Source organism: Terrimonas rubra, from assembly GCF_042686025.1.
GTDB lineage: Bacteria > Bacteroidota > Bacteroidia > Chitinophagales > Chitinophagaceae > Terrimonas > Terrimonas rubra.
On record NZ_JBHUOZ010000003.1, the window covers coordinates 1,768,405 to 1,782,650 of the forward strand.

The 14,246-nt window shown below is 41.2% G+C and carries 17 protein-coding genes and 1 tRNA gene; 11 read left to right on the forward strand and 7 right to left on the reverse strand.

The annotated features are described in order from the left end of the window. Positions 1–74: 74 nt before the first annotated feature. From ACFS6H_RS16660 to ACFS6H_RS16680, 5 genes are all read left to right on the forward strand, one after another. Positions 75–491, forward strand: coding sequence for a Dabb family protein (locus ACFS6H_RS16660; RefSeq protein ID WP_386101511.1), 417 nt, complete (start codon positions 75–77; stop codon positions 489–491). An 81-nt stretch (positions 492–572) separates the two neighbouring features. Beyond that, a tRNA-Arg gene (locus ACFS6H_RS16665) sits at positions 573–646 on the forward strand. Between the two features lie 429 nt (positions 647–1,075). Further along, on the forward strand, positions 1,076–1,339 hold the full coding sequence (locus tag ACFS6H_RS16670; RefSeq protein ID WP_386101514.1) for a hypothetical protein: 264 nt from the start codon (positions 1,076–1,078) through the stop codon (positions 1,337–1,339). A gap of 144 nt (positions 1,340–1,483) precedes the next feature. Further along, complete coding sequence (locus tag ACFS6H_RS16675; RefSeq protein WP_386101517.1) at positions 1,484–2,044, forward strand: hypothetical protein; 561 nt, start codon at positions 1,484–1,486, stop codon at positions 2,042–2,044. Positions 2,045–2,201: 157 nt separating this feature from the next. Then, positions 2,202–2,927 (forward strand): hypothetical protein, encoded by a 726-nt coding sequence (locus tag ACFS6H_RS16680; protein ID WP_386101520.1) that lies wholly within the window; start codon positions 2,202–2,204, stop codon positions 2,925–2,927. Between the two features lie 265 nt (positions 2,928–3,192). Here the strand turns inward: ACFS6H_RS16680 and ACFS6H_RS16685 are convergent, their stop codons facing one another. Further along, positions 3,193–3,927: a YoaK family protein gene (locus ACFS6H_RS16685; RefSeq protein WP_386101523.1), complete on the reverse strand. Its 735-nt coding sequence runs from the start codon at positions 3,925–3,927 to the stop codon at positions 3,193–3,195. A gap of 276 nt (positions 3,928–4,203) precedes the next feature. On the opposite strand from ACFS6H_RS16685, the gene ACFS6H_RS16690 reads away from it, so the two are divergent. The 3 genes from ACFS6H_RS16690 to ACFS6H_RS16700 are packed head-to-tail and all read left to right on the forward strand — an operon-like array spanning position 4,204 to position 5,929. After that, complete coding sequence (locus tag ACFS6H_RS16690; RefSeq protein WP_386101526.1) at positions 4,204–4,650, forward strand: helix-turn-helix transcriptional regulator; 447 nt, start codon at positions 4,204–4,206, stop codon at positions 4,648–4,650. Beyond that, positions 4,647–4,982: a HipA N-terminal domain-containing protein gene (locus ACFS6H_RS16695; protein WP_386101529.1), complete on the forward strand. Its 336-nt coding sequence runs from the start codon at positions 4,647–4,649 to the stop codon at positions 4,980–4,982. The genes ACFS6H_RS16690 and ACFS6H_RS16695 overlap by 4 nt, the downstream gene beginning before the upstream one ends. Further along, entirely contained in the window at positions 4,979–5,929 is a 951-nt protein-coding gene (locus ACFS6H_RS16700) for a HipA domain-containing protein (protein ID WP_386101532.1), read from the forward strand. Before ACFS6H_RS16695 ends, ACFS6H_RS16700 begins: the two co-directional genes overlap by 4 nt. 157 nt (positions 5,930–6,086) lie before the next feature. On the opposite strand, the gene ACFS6H_RS16705 is transcribed toward ACFS6H_RS16700, so the two are convergent. The 3 genes from ACFS6H_RS16705 to ACFS6H_RS16715 form a co-directional block, all read right to left on the reverse strand. Further along, positions 6,087–6,527 carry a VOC family protein gene (locus ACFS6H_RS16705; RefSeq protein ID WP_386101535.1) on the reverse strand — a complete coding sequence of 147 codons (441 nt, stop codon included), beginning with the start codon at positions 6,525–6,527 and terminating at the stop codon, positions 6,087–6,089. A 164-nt stretch (positions 6,528–6,691) separates the two neighbouring features. Next, the gene (locus ACFS6H_RS16710; protein WP_386101538.1) at positions 6,692–7,195 is read right to left on the reverse strand and encodes a hypothetical protein; all 504 of its coding nucleotides are present in this window, start codon (positions 7,193–7,195) and stop codon (positions 6,692–6,694) included. A gap of 138 nt (positions 7,196–7,333) precedes the next feature. Further along, entirely contained in the window at positions 7,334–7,597 is a 264-nt protein-coding gene (locus ACFS6H_RS16715) for a SemiSWEET transporter (RefSeq protein WP_386101541.1), read from the reverse strand. A 228-nt stretch (positions 7,598–7,825) separates the two neighbouring features. Here ACFS6H_RS16715 and ACFS6H_RS16720 point away from each other — a divergent pair, with 228 nt between their 5' ends. Together ACFS6H_RS16720 and ACFS6H_RS16725 are read left to right on the forward strand one after the other, a co-directional pair. After that, complete coding sequence (locus ACFS6H_RS16720) at positions 7,826–8,737, forward strand: helix-turn-helix transcriptional regulator (protein ID WP_386101544.1); 912 nt, start codon at positions 7,826–7,828, stop codon at positions 8,735–8,737. An 85-nt stretch (positions 8,738–8,822) separates the two neighbouring features. Next, a complete protein-coding gene (locus ACFS6H_RS16725) occupies positions 8,823–9,734 on the forward strand; it encodes an alpha/beta hydrolase (protein ID WP_386101547.1) in 912 nt (303 codons plus the stop codon). A gap of 143 nt (positions 9,735–9,877) precedes the next feature. Here the strand turns inward: ACFS6H_RS16725 and ACFS6H_RS16730 are convergent, their stop codons facing one another. Continuing rightward, a complete protein-coding gene (locus tag ACFS6H_RS16730) occupies positions 9,878–12,145 on the reverse strand; it encodes a T9SS type A sorting domain-containing protein (RefSeq protein ID WP_386101550.1) in 2,268 nt (755 codons plus the stop codon). Positions 12,146–12,677: 532 nt separating this feature from the next. Here ACFS6H_RS16730 and ACFS6H_RS16735 point away from each other — a divergent pair. Next, positions 12,678–13,373: a VIT1/CCC1 transporter family protein gene (locus ACFS6H_RS16735; RefSeq protein ID WP_386101553.1), complete on the forward strand. Its 696-nt coding sequence runs from the start codon at positions 12,678–12,680 to the stop codon at positions 13,371–13,373. Positions 13,374–13,494: 121 nt separating this feature from the next. Here ACFS6H_RS16735 and ACFS6H_RS16740 read toward each other — a convergent pair whose 3' ends face one another. After that, a complete protein-coding gene (locus tag ACFS6H_RS16740) occupies positions 13,495–13,941 on the reverse strand; it encodes a GNAT family N-acetyltransferase (protein WP_386101556.1) in 447 nt (148 codons plus the stop codon). Positions 13,942–14,025: 84 nt separating this feature from the next. Further along, positions 14,026–14,241, reverse strand: coding sequence for a thioredoxin family protein (locus ACFS6H_RS16745; RefSeq protein ID WP_386101559.1), 216 nt, complete (start codon positions 14,239–14,241; stop codon positions 14,026–14,028). Between the last annotated feature and the right edge of the window lie 5 nt (positions 14,242–14,246).

Below are 14,246 nucleotides of genomic sequence, written 5' to 3' on the forward strand. Positions count from 1 at the left end.
CGGTTATTATACAATACCTTTCCATATACCGGAAACTTGCCGGTAAGCATTATCTTTAACTTCAAACTGCTATTATGATGGAACAATTTAACAGGCGAAAATTTTTAGCGGCGGCCACCGTGTTGGCCACCGGCACTGTAGCCACGGGCATGGCTTGTAATAACGCGGACACAGGCGGCAAGACCAAACTGGTGCACCATGTTTTTTTCTGGTTAAAAAACGCAGGCAATGCCGAAGACAGGGCTAAGCTGATAGAAGGACTGGAAACCTTAAAAGGCATTAAGGAGATCGGGCAATTACTGATCGGCACACCGGCCGGTACCGAAAAACGGGAGGTGGTGGACCATAGTTATGATGTATCGGAGTTGATGTTCTTTGATAACCAGGCTCAGCAGGATGCTTACCAGGTACACCCTATCCATAAAGCCTTTGTAGAGAAATACAGTCATTTATGGGAAAAAGTAGTGGTGTACGATACCTTAATGGCGTAATTTTTAAGCATTTACACAAAAAAATAACCTGTAAAGACCGGCTATAAGCAATTTTTAACTAAATTGCAGCCCTTTCCGAACGGACCGGTAGCTCAGCTGGATAGAGCAACTGCCTTCTAAGCAGTAGGTCATTGGTTCGAATCCAATCCGGTTCACTAAAGAGATACATTTGTATCTCTTTTTTTATGGTATCAACTGTAGTACTATTATGAGACTTCCGTTGCGTCGCACCCTGCATCTTTCGGTTCGCTATTGAGCATGCCATATAATTAGGAGTATTCTTTGGAATCCTGACGCAATCAACACAGCTATATAATTAGGTGCTGAAGTATTATTTTTTTACTATCTTTCTATAAAAAAACCTTAACCTAAGTACATTGAACTGTTCGAAAAAATATAATCAACTTTTAGAAGCACATAATGAATTGATTAAACTCCATGGATCCACGGGAAACACTGACCACCCTATAAAACGAACCGGAACCGCCGGCGATTAGGAAAACCGCCACCGCTCCGTGTTGTATGGAAAAAACCAATACAGCTTGCATTATTTGAAATAGATAACTAAAGCACAACCATTAACAATGACTGAACAATTTACACCAGAACAAAGGGAGAATGCTATTAAGCAAATGCTTTTTGAATTAGGAGAACAAAATGAATTATTAAAACAAGAATTGAGAAAACAGGAAGGATTATTGTTTAATGCTTTCCGTTTAGCACATCCCGATTTTTTTTCTCCAGATCTAACTGCCAACTCAAAGCATCATGAGTTTGTGCAGCCACACTTCCAGGAATACCTTTTAAAGCTTTCCCGCATGAACCCACTAACATATTACCTTGGCTGATCAAAGTTTCCAACTCTTTTTTGTAGGGCCTCATTTGATTAACCGATATACCAATGCCAATAAGGGTGACCTTTTTCATACAATAAAAATAAACTAAAAGAGAATGTTTTATTTTATTATTTAATAGAATTAACAATAATTGAGATGAATCGAAACGACATTCGAAAGGGCGTAAGAATTTATAGTCAGAAGCCTTTACAAGCACAAATAACATTAACTACCGTAACTCAAAAAAACAAACCAAATAAAAAGAAGATATCACCATCTCTAATATCAGGTATCTCAAATTTTTGTATGGTGGTATTAACATTCCTGTCCCTTTTATATTCTATTAGAGCTTTTGATATTAGTACTAAGACCATCGAGCAGACGGATAAAGATCGTGCTAGACAAGACACACAGTTCTATTTGCTAAATACTCCAATTATCGCTGTGACATATTTTGGATGGAATAATTTTCTTTCCAATAATGATCAATCATCAAAAATTAGTATCCAAAATTTTGGCACTTTTCCGGCAAGAATCATTTCTGTAAAAAGAGCAATTTTACTCTCCGATACAATGCCATCTCCAAATGAAATTGATAAAGTAATGTCGCTTGAAAAAGAGCTTCCATTTAATCTCCTTATTGCAAAAAATGAAGGATTTCAAGATCTTAATTTAAGCTTCGATAAAGAAAAAAAGATGTCATTGTTAATGATTTAAAAGTAAATAATAACAAGCGTTTACTAACAATCATAAACTTTAAATGGTTTAGTGAACTAACACGTGATAATAATCTAACTACAGTTGTAATTGGAAGTACAGGTACATGGTTTGAAAAATCTTTTGTGATAAAAATTAATAATTATAAGTAAAGAAAATGAAAGATAAAAATAAAAAAGAAAAACTTCCTCCTAGGATAATTATTACAACCGACAAACCAATTCATCTTGAGATAGACTCCAATGATCTATCTGAAATGTTTAAAGAGACAGATGATAATATATGGACAAGGAAAACTAGACTAAATTTAGCATTTCAGATAATAATAATAGCAGTAACTGCATATAGTATTTATATAGCACATAAATCTTGGATATCTTCAGTTTACGCTTTAGCAAAATCTGATACAGCACAGCAAAAGTCTACAGAACAATTTTTATTGGTTAATAAACCTTTCGTCACTTTATCGAATTTTGAATGGTTAGACATATATGGACCAGATAGACTTACAGCTGCTGTTAATATAAGTAATCTTGGCAACCATGTAGCTCGTCTTTTCCAATACAACTATGCTTTATCACAAGTTGAATATGGTATTGATAGTATGATGAAGACAATCTCCAATCTCAAACATTTAGAAAAAAACCTTTACTTGGTTAAAGAGTCTGCATATGTTACGTCGTCTTTCCCTTTTAATTATTTCTTAGATCCTGTTACAAAAACAAATATAAAAAATGGCTGTACTGTATTTTATGTATTATTACTTATAGATTATGAAGCCTTAATTGACGGAAAGAAATATCGTAACATACTTTACTTGAGAACCTTTGGAAAAGATATGAGAAAAGCCGAAATGTTAAAGAATGAAACTATTTTATTATAGTATAGGTTTATTTTTTCATTAGTCCATTTTAATTGACCCTTTGTAGTGTTTTTTCACGCTTGCATCTATTATGGAAGCAATATATAAAATTTAATTATAAACAAACAGTGGAAGCAATAAGTAATACCTAAACCGAAGCCAAAGGCCCCGAAAGTCAGTAAAATAGACCATATTTAAGAACCAATCCGGTTCACTAAAGAGATACGTTTGTATCTCTTTTTTTATGGTGTCAACTGTAGTACTACTATTGTAAGCTTACACCGGATCATTGGTTTTTTCTTCTCATAGCATGTAACCATTTTCGTCTCCACCTCACCCTGAAATAATCATAAACAATCGTGATGACCAATACACCGGCCGGTATTAAAAAGGCAGTATTCTTTAATGCATGATATAAAAAGCCACCGGCAATCCCACCTACCAGGAAAAAAACAATGATCATCACCCGCAGATAAATCCTCTTTTTCAATTCTCCGGCAGTACCGTCAGCAGTTTGTGCCAATACAGACAGATCTATTCCCAGATCTGTAAAGATGCCTGTGAGGTGTGTGGTACGTACCACGGATCCTGAGACCATGGACACCATCGCATTCTGTACGCCCATTGCAAATAACAAACTTCCCGGGAAAAGCTCATGTTTGATAATGGAGTTGCCATAATTATGCCCCCATAGGGCCACTGCCAATAAAATGAGGATCTCGACCATCATGGGTAAAGTGTAAGCATATACCTTATCACGACCGACTTTATGAATATAAAAACTGGATAAAAACGCACCGGTTAAAAACAATAAAAGCCAGACAAGAATGACCAATACTCCTGTAAGATCTGCTTCTGTTATCTTAACCGCCAGGATGGCCGCATGCCCGGTAACATTTGTGGTAAGTGTGGCAAAAGCCAGAAAGCCACAGGCGTTCACAAAGCCTGCGGTAAAACACAGTAATACAGCCAGGCGCAGATTGTGTATAAAATTCCGCCTGGTACCAATATGACGAAACATGCTTTTACGGGGTTAATCAGTGCAATAATACGATTATAGCAGCTTTTGTTGAAGCCGCCTTTTTTCATCAGGTAGAAAATAAATTATATGAGATAGAATATTCCTAGAATTCTTAATGATTTAGTATATTTTATAAAAAATGTCCTTTAGAAAAGTGTTGGTAAATCTTTAATAATTATCCCCTATAGGGTATAAAATAAACATATTAAATAAAATTATACCCGAAATGGTATATTTAAATAAATTTTATTAAATTTATACCTGAAAAGGTATATTATGATGAATAATAGTATTTCGGATTTTATTAAATACCAGCGCAAAAGAACCAATATGACACAAGAGGAACTGGCCGAAAAAGCCGGCGTTGGCCTGCGTTTTATCCGTGATATGGAACAAGGTAAGGAATCTTTACGATTGGATAAAGTGAACCAGGTACTTGGTTTGTTTGGGCATCGGATGTTACCCAATACTGAAACGATATGGGATCCTTATGATATAGCCAGGAACTATAGCAATATTGCTGTAGAAATTTTGCTGAAAAACAGAACGAAACTCTATGGCATTATCCTCGGACCTATCCTGCAAAACGGGCAAATTGTGGAATGGTGGTTTATTCCCAACAACCTGGCAAAAAAATATAAGGAAACAAAAGATAAAGATTTACTACAGACCATTGAACATAATTCAATAGACTATATAAAAGAACAAGATCAGGAATCATGAGACGCTCCGGAAAAGTATTTTTTAAGGATATCCCTGCCGGTGAAGTCTGGCAGGACGAAGATGGTTATGGGTTTAGCTATTACCAGCATTATATTGATAGCCGGCAAGCCATACCCGTTAGCCAGACCTTGCCGTTACGACAGGAACCGTATCACAGCTATACGCTGTTTCCCTTTTTTGACGGCCTGATCCCTGAAGGATGGTTACTGGATATTACTGTTAAAAACTGGAAACTTAACCCGGCGGATCGTATGGAGCTTTTGCTGACGGTATGTAAGGATTGTATAGGGGCCGTGAGTGTGGAAAGGATTCAAAACGAAGACTTATCATGAGTAAACGTTGTTTATATTGTTACCAACCCACCGATGAAACAGGCGGGGATTTTCACCCGGCTTGCAGCAGGCAGTTTTTCGGCTCACCGGTACCACCGGCTTTAGCCATCAGCCAGGATGAAATGCAGGAAATGGCTCAAGCCATTGTATTAAAAAGTATAGCCGTTACCGGTGTACAGCCTAAATTATCTTTAAGCATAGAACCAACACCCGGTGACCCCAAAAATTCCAGGTTTACCATTGTAGGTCTTTGGGGTAACTTTATTTTAAAACCACCTACCGCCGAATTTAAAGCATTGCCGGAAAACGAAGACCTTACCATGCAACTGGCCGGGGCCTTTGGTTTATCAGTAGCGGAGCATAGTTTAATACGTTTATCATCCGGGGAACTCGCTTATATTACCAAACGTTTTGATCGTAATGACAAAGAAAAACTGGCCCTGGAAGATATGTGCCAGCTAACCGAAACACTAACCAGTGATAAGTACAGAGGCTCTATGGAAAAGGTTGGCAAAACCATTCTCCGGTATTCGACACAGCCCGGGTTGGATGCCATTCGTTTTTTTGAATATACCCTTTTCTGTTTTCTTACCGGAAATGCGGATATGCATTTAAAAAACTTTTCACTGCTCAGCTCACCGGAAGGTAATTTACAATTATCACCTGCCTATGATTTGTTGTGTACCCAATTAGCCCTGCCTGAAGATTTGGACGAAATAGCCTTAACACTCAACGCTAAACAGCGGAAATTAAAACTGGCCGATTTTATGATACTGGCAGAGAAACTAAAGATTCCGGCAAAGACTGTTAACAATGTTTTATCCCGTTTTAAAAAACAGTTAAACACCGTAAATTCATGGATTGATATTTCGTTCTTACCTGATGATTTAAAACATGTCTATAAAAATATCGTCCGGTCTAAAGCATTACAGGTAGAACTTGTTTAATAGCCTGAGAGCCTTTCATGTGATGTTTTCCACAACATCATACTCTTCGTTACACCAATAACAACCAGGATGAAACTCCGGTTATAACTTCCCGGAATGCACTGCATGATTTGGTTCACTATTTAGTAATGTAGGACAGACCTGGATAAGCTCTCGTTTACTGGTTTGAATTACCATTTGCATCGAACTCTACCATCCATTCAATACCATATTTATCCCGGAACATACCAAAATACGTACCCCAGGGACTGTCTCCAAGAGGATATTCTACTGCACCTCCGGCGGAAAGACCATTGAATAGTTTATCCGCTTCGTCTTTACTTTCGGTACTGATGGATATTTTACTCCGGTTCTCCTGCTCATTTACTTTGCCTAATACTTCCGGAACATCATTTCCCATCAGCTTATTCATTTTCCCTATAGGCAGCTCAATATGCATGATCTTGTTCTCTTCTTTTGCTGCTACAGGAAATTCATCACTGGCCAGGTCCTTAAAGCGAATAACCTTCGCAAAAGTTCCGCCAAATACTGATTGGTAAAAGGTAAATGCCTCTTCGGCATTACCGTTGAAATTAACATGAGGATTGATAAGTGCCATGGGTGTTTATTTTTGGGTAATTCAAATGTACCACTTAACAGCAATACCGGCAAGTTATGTAAACATGAAACCCGAACCCGTAAAAGGTAGCTCCTGTATGCCAAAGCGATTGTTGTTTAAACATGTAACAGGCGAACGTTTGCTGCTTTACCGCTGCTTGTGATTTATTGCAGGATAGTTTTACCCACCTCCATATATTCCACATTGGCGATAACAGGCTTTGAGCAGAATTTTATGGCATAATCCATCCAGAAGCGCATCCATTTAAGATGTCCGCCAATATAATATTCCGCAGCAGGTATCAATTGTGTGAGTTTACCATCAATGCCTACACTGGCAATGTTTGCATTGAGGTACTGCTTATAGGCTCCGGAAAAAACTTCATACGCATGGTTAACCTGGTCAAGGTGTTCCCGGAACAGCGGAGAAATATCGCCGTCTTTCCGGAACAGCCCGCTTTTTTCATCGTAAAACAGATCCGTTAACTGCAGAACAGCCAAAGCCTCCAGCCATTGCTCTTCCTGTATCTTCCGGACATTATGAAAATCGAGCGGCTCACCCAGTAAAGGTGCATATTTATTAATGGTACTTTCTACTCCCAAACGGATAACAGGCCTGTTTTCGACAGTGATAATGGCAGTGCTGAGTTGTCCGATCTTTATGATCATTTTAATTTTGTTTAAAATAATAAAACAAATTTTTAAGAATAAAACAGCATGCAAGCTTTATACCATTTTTAGGCTGCCTGCTTTTATTTTCAAAAAAATAGTTATCCCAATTATTGGTTATAATACCGCAGCCGGCTTTTACTTCTTTTTATACTTCAATGAGAAAATAATAATGAGCAGGTTGACCAATATAGAAAAGGCATTGGTGATGATCACCGGGTAATCGTTTATCAATATGCCATACCATACCCAGCATGATAATCCTGTAATAAGAATGATCACCATGCCCAGGGATATTTGTTCTGCTTTTTTCTGTGTGATAATTTTTACCAGCTGCGGTATCATGGCTACTGCCGTTAAGCATCCGGCCAAAATACCAATTATGATAGGGTTTATTTCCATAAGGACTCAGCAATATATTTTAATACTGGTCAATAATGATGCCACGGCAGCCCTAAGGCTCCAGCCTGACTGTTTATTATGTTTTACAGCGGGAAACAATGCCTCATAAAAATCTTTGCAGGGCCAAACCTGCGTCTTTATTTGTACACCGCATCTTGCTGTACTCCGGTCTACATTTCCGCCGGGAATGATTATATTGCATATGTCCCGGCCAGGATAACTACCAATATGTATATCACCTCACTTCCTGATCATGCCAGTCCCGATTTTGATGCGGTCCATCACTTTGGCAGGTTTAAAGCGCATAATGTTATCTTTAATACTGTCAGCAGTTATAGCTTTTGCGATGACCATGTGGGCTGTCTTTCACTAAAAACAGTTTTAAGCGGTGAAGAATGGTATGGCATTAATCATCACAGGCTGGCAGTACGCCCCGGGCAATTCCTCATTCTCAACAATGAACAACATTATTCCTGCAATATTGATACAAAGGACCCTGTTAAAGGCATATCCGTATTTTTTAAAGAAACATTCGCGGCCGCCGTTTTCAGTGATATTTTAAAGAATGATACTGAATTGCTGGACAGTCCTTTTGCCGGGCACCCGGCACAACCCGAGTTTTTTCAAACACTCCATGTGATGGAACCGGAACTGCGGCAACGGCTGAAGAAGCTGATAACCGGCCTGGAAAATGATGGCTACCATACCGCCACGGAGGAACAGCTTGTTTTCTTTCTTCATTATCTTATCCGTACACTTATAACAGGATCAAAAAAAGCAACAGAGGTATCGGCTGTCAAACCGGGAACAAAAATTGAAATATATAAACGGCTCTGTATTGTGAAAGACATACTCCATTCCAGCTATATGGATAAACCCGACCTGGATATGCTGAGCCTTACGGCCTGTTTATCGGTTCCCCAGTTGATCAGGCAGTTTAAATCGGTTTTTAAAACCACTCCCTACCAATACCTTATACAGATCAGGCTGGAACATGCCGCCGCACAACTCAAAAATCCTGCTAAAACGGTGCAGGAAATAAGCTGGGATTGTGGCTTTGAGAATTTCAGTGCTTTCTGCCGGGCTTTTAAATCTTTTTATGGCGTTCAGCCGCTGGCCTTTAGAAAAGCGCATATATAAATTGAGCATTTCTGCACATTTGCTACGACGGTGATACCCTAGTTTTGATGCACTCTTTTACCATAGTCATTTCAACGGTACAACAATGAAACAAATTATCACCCTGATCCTTTCCCTGTTATTTATTACTGTTTCCTACTCCCAGGACCTGGAATTGCCCCTGTACACCGATCTAATTCCCAATGCAAAGAAAACACCCGCAGATTATATAGAAGCAACTGACAGTGCCGGGTTGATCAGTAATGTGAGTGTACCAACCATCTCGGTTTACTTTCCCGAAAAAGCAAAAGCCAATGGTACTGCCGTCATCCTTTTTGCCGGTGGAGGTTATTTTGTGCTGGCTCCCAAAAAATGTATAGAGATCGCAAAGGCTTTTAACCAAGCCGGGGTGACCGCTTTCGTGGTAAAGTATCGTTTACCCAGCGATAAGATCATGAAAGATAAGACCATCGGCCCATTACAGGACGCACAGGCCGCTATTAAAATGGTTCGTACAAAAGCCGCTGAATGGCATATCGACCCGCAAAAAATAGGCATGGTGGGCCTCTCCGCCGGAGGTCACCTTGTAAGCACTGTGGGTACACAGCCCAACAGGGTGGTGATCGACAACAAGGAAAAGGTATCTCTTGTACCTGATTTTATGATACTCCTCTACCCCGTCATTATTTATGATCCGGCCATATCCCGCACCAGGGAGAACCTGATAGGGAAAAAACCTTCCAAAGAGGCTTTAGATTTATACAGTACTGACAAACAGGTAAGCGCCGGAACACCCCGCACATTCCTGGTACATGCAGCTGATGATGACGTAATTCCCGTTAAGAACAGCCTTCGTTTTTTTGAAGCCATGGTAAAAGCCGGTGTGCACGGTGAAGTACATATCCTGCAATCCGGTGGCCATGGGTTTGGTATCTCCGGTTCCGGTTATACCGATAACTGGTTTACCTGGTGTAAGCACTGGATGAAAAAAAATAACCTGCTTACAACAGATAACTAATCGCGCCTTAATTCCTGATACTGTACCGGCTTAAAAGACACAGGTCTTCCTGCAGAAGACCTGGTCGGGATGAGGCATGGTATATGTAAACAATTTATTTTGAATCTGGTGCAAGACTCACGCGGAAGACCTGCACCAGCTATTTATTTTTTAAAGAATTTTTGGTTGGTGATTACTTTGTTGTTGTTGTCCGTAACAGTAATATAATAAACGCCTCCTGTTAACTTAGAAACATTTATACGAACAAAATTGTCATTTGACTGTACCGTTACCAGATGAAGTTGCTGTCCCATAGCGTTGAATATACGCACATGGCTTCCCTTCAGCTCAGCACCTTCAATGGTTAATTCATATGTAACCGGGTTAGGATACACAGAAATATTATGTCCATTACTCCAGGTAACCAGTTGTGCCTGGCTATATACCGTTCTGCTATCAAAGTCAATTTGTTTCAGGCGATAGAAATTATTTCCGGTAACAGGCAGCTTATCAGTATAACTGTATTCCAGTTTTGTATTACTGTTGCCGTTTATTGCCTGGCTATTGACCGTGCCGATAGTCTTCCAGCTTATGCCATCCGCACTTCGTTCCACCACGAACCCTTTATTATTTTGCTCCGTAGCGGTGGTCCAGGTCAAGGCTACCGTATTACCCTTTTTATACGCATCAAAACTGGTCATGCTTACAGGCAATGAAGTACAGGTAGTGGTCAGTATAGTGGCAGAGGCCGAAGTAACACAGCTTGCAGCACTGTTTTTTACATATACTGTATAAGTGCCGGGAAGAAGATTTTTAAATTCAGGTGTTGACTGGTAAGTGATATTATTGATACTATAGGTGTAACCGGCTCCTGTAGGAGACGTAATGGCTATTGAACCTACACCTGTACAGGAAGCATGCGTAACGGTCAATGCCGGCGGTGGTACTACCGTTAAAGTGGTTACCACTATGCTATCGCAACCATATTGGCCTGCCCCTACCAGCGTATCAGAATAAACACCACTGGTTGTATAACAAACCGTTTCTGCTGCCTGTAATATCCGGCTGCTTCCCCCCGGGTTAGTGATACATACTGATTGTCCCTCACAGATGGTAATACTCTGGTAATGCACAGGAATTGCTCTTACAACAATCGTTACAACACTTGAGCTGGGGGCACAATCTGTTGTTCCGGGCATGGTATATTGGTAAGTACTGGTAGTGGCAGTACTGGTTAACTGTATTGTTCCGGCCGCTGCATTAAAGTTAATGCCCGATCCCGTCAGCTGTGACCAGGTTCCGCCATTATCTGCATCCGGCAGGAATCCCAGCAAAAGCATTACTGAAGTTTCGCTTGCACAAATGTCCGCACTGCTGTTGGTGCCGGCACGTTTACAGGTTATGCCGAAATTTCTGCCCGCCAGGCTGGTAGTACCATTGGGAAGGGATACAGAGAGTATGCCATCAGGCGACAGGTCACCATTACCGGTATTGGTACCGCTGACATTTTCACCGGTGGTTACCCAACCGGCCGGTGGCGTATGGTCAATTATATTCGATGCATTTATCACGTACCCGATCGGGTATTGTACAGTAGAAAGCTCTATCGTAGAACCCAGGCCTGCAGGTGCACGCAATGCATAAGCACCGTTTGCCGCCACATGTGCCGAATCTACTATTGCACCACCGTTCACCGTGTATACATATAAAGGAGCAGGAAGAGCGGTGAATGTTTCTGTACCGGCATTGATCCTGGTATTACGGTCAAGGTCATTAAACACGGTGCCGGAAACAGGTCGCCCGATAAAAAACCGGTGATCCTCTACTTCGCCTGTACTGGCAGCGCCTGTTGGCAAAGCTATTTCGGCAGCATTGGCCGCTATACGGAAACGTGCATAGATATAACCAAAATTTGCTACAGCCGGAAAGCCTGACCAGCTAAGCGTAACAGTAGTAGCGCCACTGGCCACGGTGGCAGTAGCAAACTCCCCTGCTTCAAAGGTCCCGCTTTTATTAAAATCTATCCAGCCGGTAACCGTAGCCGCGGTTCCTGTGGTATTGGTTACTGTTAGTGTTACACTGTAGGAAGTAGCGCCCGGAATGAGTAACGGGAACCGGGTGATGGCATCCTCGTCATCCATATCGTCGGTATCATCGCCTGTTGCCAGCGTACCGGGTATACCATCAGCCTCCAGGTCAATACGGGAGCCAAGCATAAGTGCGGCAGTTTTAGCAACTGCATTATAGGCAACGGGTAAATGCGAGGGTCCGCTGCCGGCAGTGGTTGTTGCATATGAATTGGGGGCATCGCCATAGTCCCTTGTTTGGGCAGTAGCGGTGAACATGGTTAAAAGCAGGCCTGCTGCTAATAGTCCGGACTGTACTTTAGTAACTATCCTTTCCAGGGTGTTTTGCATAAATTTTGTGATCATCAGTGATGTTTTTGTGTTAGCGGTGTTGATTTTGTATTTTTTGCTTGCTATTTTTTAGAATTCCAGCTTTAGCATACTGAAATTAAAACCTGGCGGGATGTAGCTAAAATTTAGAGGAGGGTTATTGCTACTCCGGCTGTTCACCTGGTCTCCCTATACAGGAAAACAAGGCATACGCACCATTATATAGTGTACCTGGCTTCAACAATGCTCACACGCCGCTATATTGGTACGGTAATGTAAACATACAATACACTTGTATTATAAAAAATTATAACAGTACTTCTTATATACCTGAATGGTATTTTTGCTATTCATATCCTATCCTGCACATACTTATTATACCGGCAATTTTGACCTCTCCAGGTTTAATAGTAACTTTCTGGGAGCAGGGCTGAAAAGGACACCGGTAAAAGGTATATTCGGGATAAAAGGCCTTTCATCTGCTGAATTAAGATACGGGCACTATACAAAAAACATACAGATGCCGGCCAATAGCCTTGCCTTACATTTAACTTTTAAGTAGTACACAATGGAGAACGAACAACATTATATGGGAAGAAGCGGCTGGTTGCGTGCAAGTGTACTGGGCGCCAACGACGGCATACTTTCAACTGCCAGTCTTGCAATCGGTATTGCCGCCGCTAATCCGGGTCGTGAAGCAATAGTACTAGCCACAGTGGCAGGCGTGGTAGCAGGCGCCCTTTCCATGGCCGCCGGTGAATATGTTTCGGTAAGTTCCCAGTCCGATGTAGAAAATGCTGACCTTTCGAGGGAGAAAGCAGAGTTGGAACAAATGCCGGAAGAGGAATTAAAAGAACTGGCTTCCATTTACCAGGCCCGTGGACTAACTCCCGCCCTGGCCATGGAAGTGGCAAAACAACTTACACAGCATAATGCGCTCGAAGCGCATGCCCGTGATGAATTAGGTATTAACGAAATTACCAAAGCCAAACCTTTACAGGCGGCTTTTGCTTCAGCGGCCTCCTTTGTAGTAGGAGGATTACTTCCTTTATTGGTCTCATTCACAGCGCCCCTGCATAATATGGTGGTGATACAATATATCAGTTCCATCCTGTTCCTCGCTGCATCTGGTATTTTTGCGGCAAAAGCGGGAGGCTCCTCTATCCTTAAATCTGTATTAAGAATTTGCATTTGGGGTACTTTAGCTATGATAGCTTCGGCACTGGTGGGATATACGTTCAGTCAACTGGGAGCCCCGGTATAATGTTATATGTATCCGGCAGCAAAATATAAAGCGGGATATAACCAGGACAGGTTGGTAAATATCCGGACTCAGCATTGCATCAAAAATAACGGCAGGTATAAACCTGCCGTTTTATGTACTCCTACTTCCACCAATGATAATAGTTGTGTAACCCATCGTATTCAAAACCGCAACGCGGATAAAGCCGGTTGCCGATATCATTTGTTTTCTCTGTTTCCAGCATCAGTCCGCAGGCCCCCGTTTCTTCACACCATTGTTTGCTGCGGTCAATTAATGCTACTGAAAAACCTTTACCCCTGTAATCAGGATGCACAAACAGGTCGCTTAACAGCCATTGTTTTTGTAACCGGGTATAATGGAACAGTTTGTATAACTGCACAAACCCAACGGCTTTTCCCCCGGTCATTACCAGGAAAATATCGGATTCACTGTTCAGGAAACGTTCCTTTAAAAAAGCTTTTCCTTTTTCCAGGTCAGAGGGCTGGCGGTAAAATACACGGTAAAGATTAAATAGTGCTGCTGTTTCATCCAGGTCTTCAAGACTGGCTTTCTTTATTGTATAACTCATTATGATCAATTATTGATAATTATTTTTTTAACACAAGGCCCGGCCTGATGCCGGCTGGTTCCGGACCTTTTTATTTTAATTCCTCTATAGCAGCGCCAAAATTGATATGCAGTACATTGCCATTGGCCATACCAGTGCCGGCACCGATCGCACCCCGGCGGCTTCGGCTTCCTGCACTTTTAATTTTTCACTGCCCAGGTGCACTACTGTTACCTGGTCGCGGGGAATAAGGTTTAAAATATCCTGTTCAGCGCTGACACAAACAGGACAGCCTGCATGATAAAAGATCGCTTTCTTCATGATTT

Excerpts from the sequence above, each read along its gene's own strand:
- ACFS6H_RS16675 (WP_386101517.1), top strand. The coding sequence starts at position 1,484 with ATGAATCGAAACGACATTCGAAAGGGCGTAAGAATTTATAGTCAGAAG.
- ACFS6H_RS16725 (WP_386101547.1), top strand. The coding sequence starts at position 8,823 with ATGAAACAAATTATCACCCTGATCCTTTCCCTGTTATTTATTACTGTT.
- ACFS6H_RS16730 (WP_386101550.1), bottom strand. The coding sequence starts at position 12,145 with ATGATCACAAAATTTATGCAAAACACCCTGGAAAGGATAGTTACTAAA.
- ACFS6H_RS16700 (WP_386101532.1), top strand. The coding sequence starts at position 4,979 with ATGAGTAAACGTTGTTTATATTGTTACCAACCCACCGATGAAACAGGC.
- ACFS6H_RS16660 (WP_386101511.1), top strand. The coding sequence starts at position 75 with ATGATGGAACAATTTAACAGGCGAAAATTTTTAGCGGCGGCCACCGTG.
- ACFS6H_RS16695 (WP_386101529.1), top strand. The coding sequence starts at position 4,647 with ATGAGACGCTCCGGAAAAGTATTTTTTAAGGATATCCCTGCCGGTGAA.
- ACFS6H_RS16680 (WP_386101520.1), top strand. The coding sequence starts at position 2,202 with ATGAAAGATAAAAATAAAAAAGAAAAACTTCCTCCTAGGATAATTATT.
- ACFS6H_RS16715 (WP_386101541.1), bottom strand. The coding sequence starts at position 7,597 with ATGGAAATAAACCCTATCATAATTGGTATTTTGGCCGGATGCTTAACG.
- ACFS6H_RS16670 (WP_386101514.1), top strand. The coding sequence starts at position 1,076 with ATGACTGAACAATTTACACCAGAACAAAGGGAGAATGCTATTAAGCAA.
- ACFS6H_RS16690 (WP_386101526.1), top strand. The coding sequence starts at position 4,204 with ATGATGAATAATAGTATTTCGGATTTTATTAAATACCAGCGCAAAAGA.
- ACFS6H_RS16705 (WP_386101535.1), bottom strand. The coding sequence starts at position 6,527 with ATGGCACTTATCAATCCTCATGTTAATTTCAACGGTAATGCCGAAGAG.
- ACFS6H_RS16720 (WP_386101544.1), top strand. The coding sequence starts at position 7,826 with ATGTATATCACCTCACTTCCTGATCATGCCAGTCCCGATTTTGATGCG.
- ACFS6H_RS16745 (WP_386101559.1), bottom strand. The coding sequence starts at position 14,241 with ATGAAGAAAGCGATCTTTTATCATGCAGGCTGTCCTGTTTGTGTCAGC.
- ACFS6H_RS16735 (WP_386101553.1), top strand. The coding sequence starts at position 12,678 with ATGGAGAACGAACAACATTATATGGGAAGAAGCGGCTGGTTGCGTGCA.
- ACFS6H_RS16685 (WP_386101523.1), bottom strand. The coding sequence starts at position 3,927 with ATGTTTCGTCATATTGGTACCAGGCGGAATTTTATACACAATCTGCGC.
- ACFS6H_RS16710 (WP_386101538.1), bottom strand. The coding sequence starts at position 7,195 with ATGATCATAAAGATCGGACAACTCAGCACTGCCATTATCACTGTCGAA.
- ACFS6H_RS16740 (WP_386101556.1), bottom strand. The coding sequence starts at position 13,941 with ATGAGTTATACAATAAAGAAAGCCAGTCTTGAAGACCTGGATGAAACA.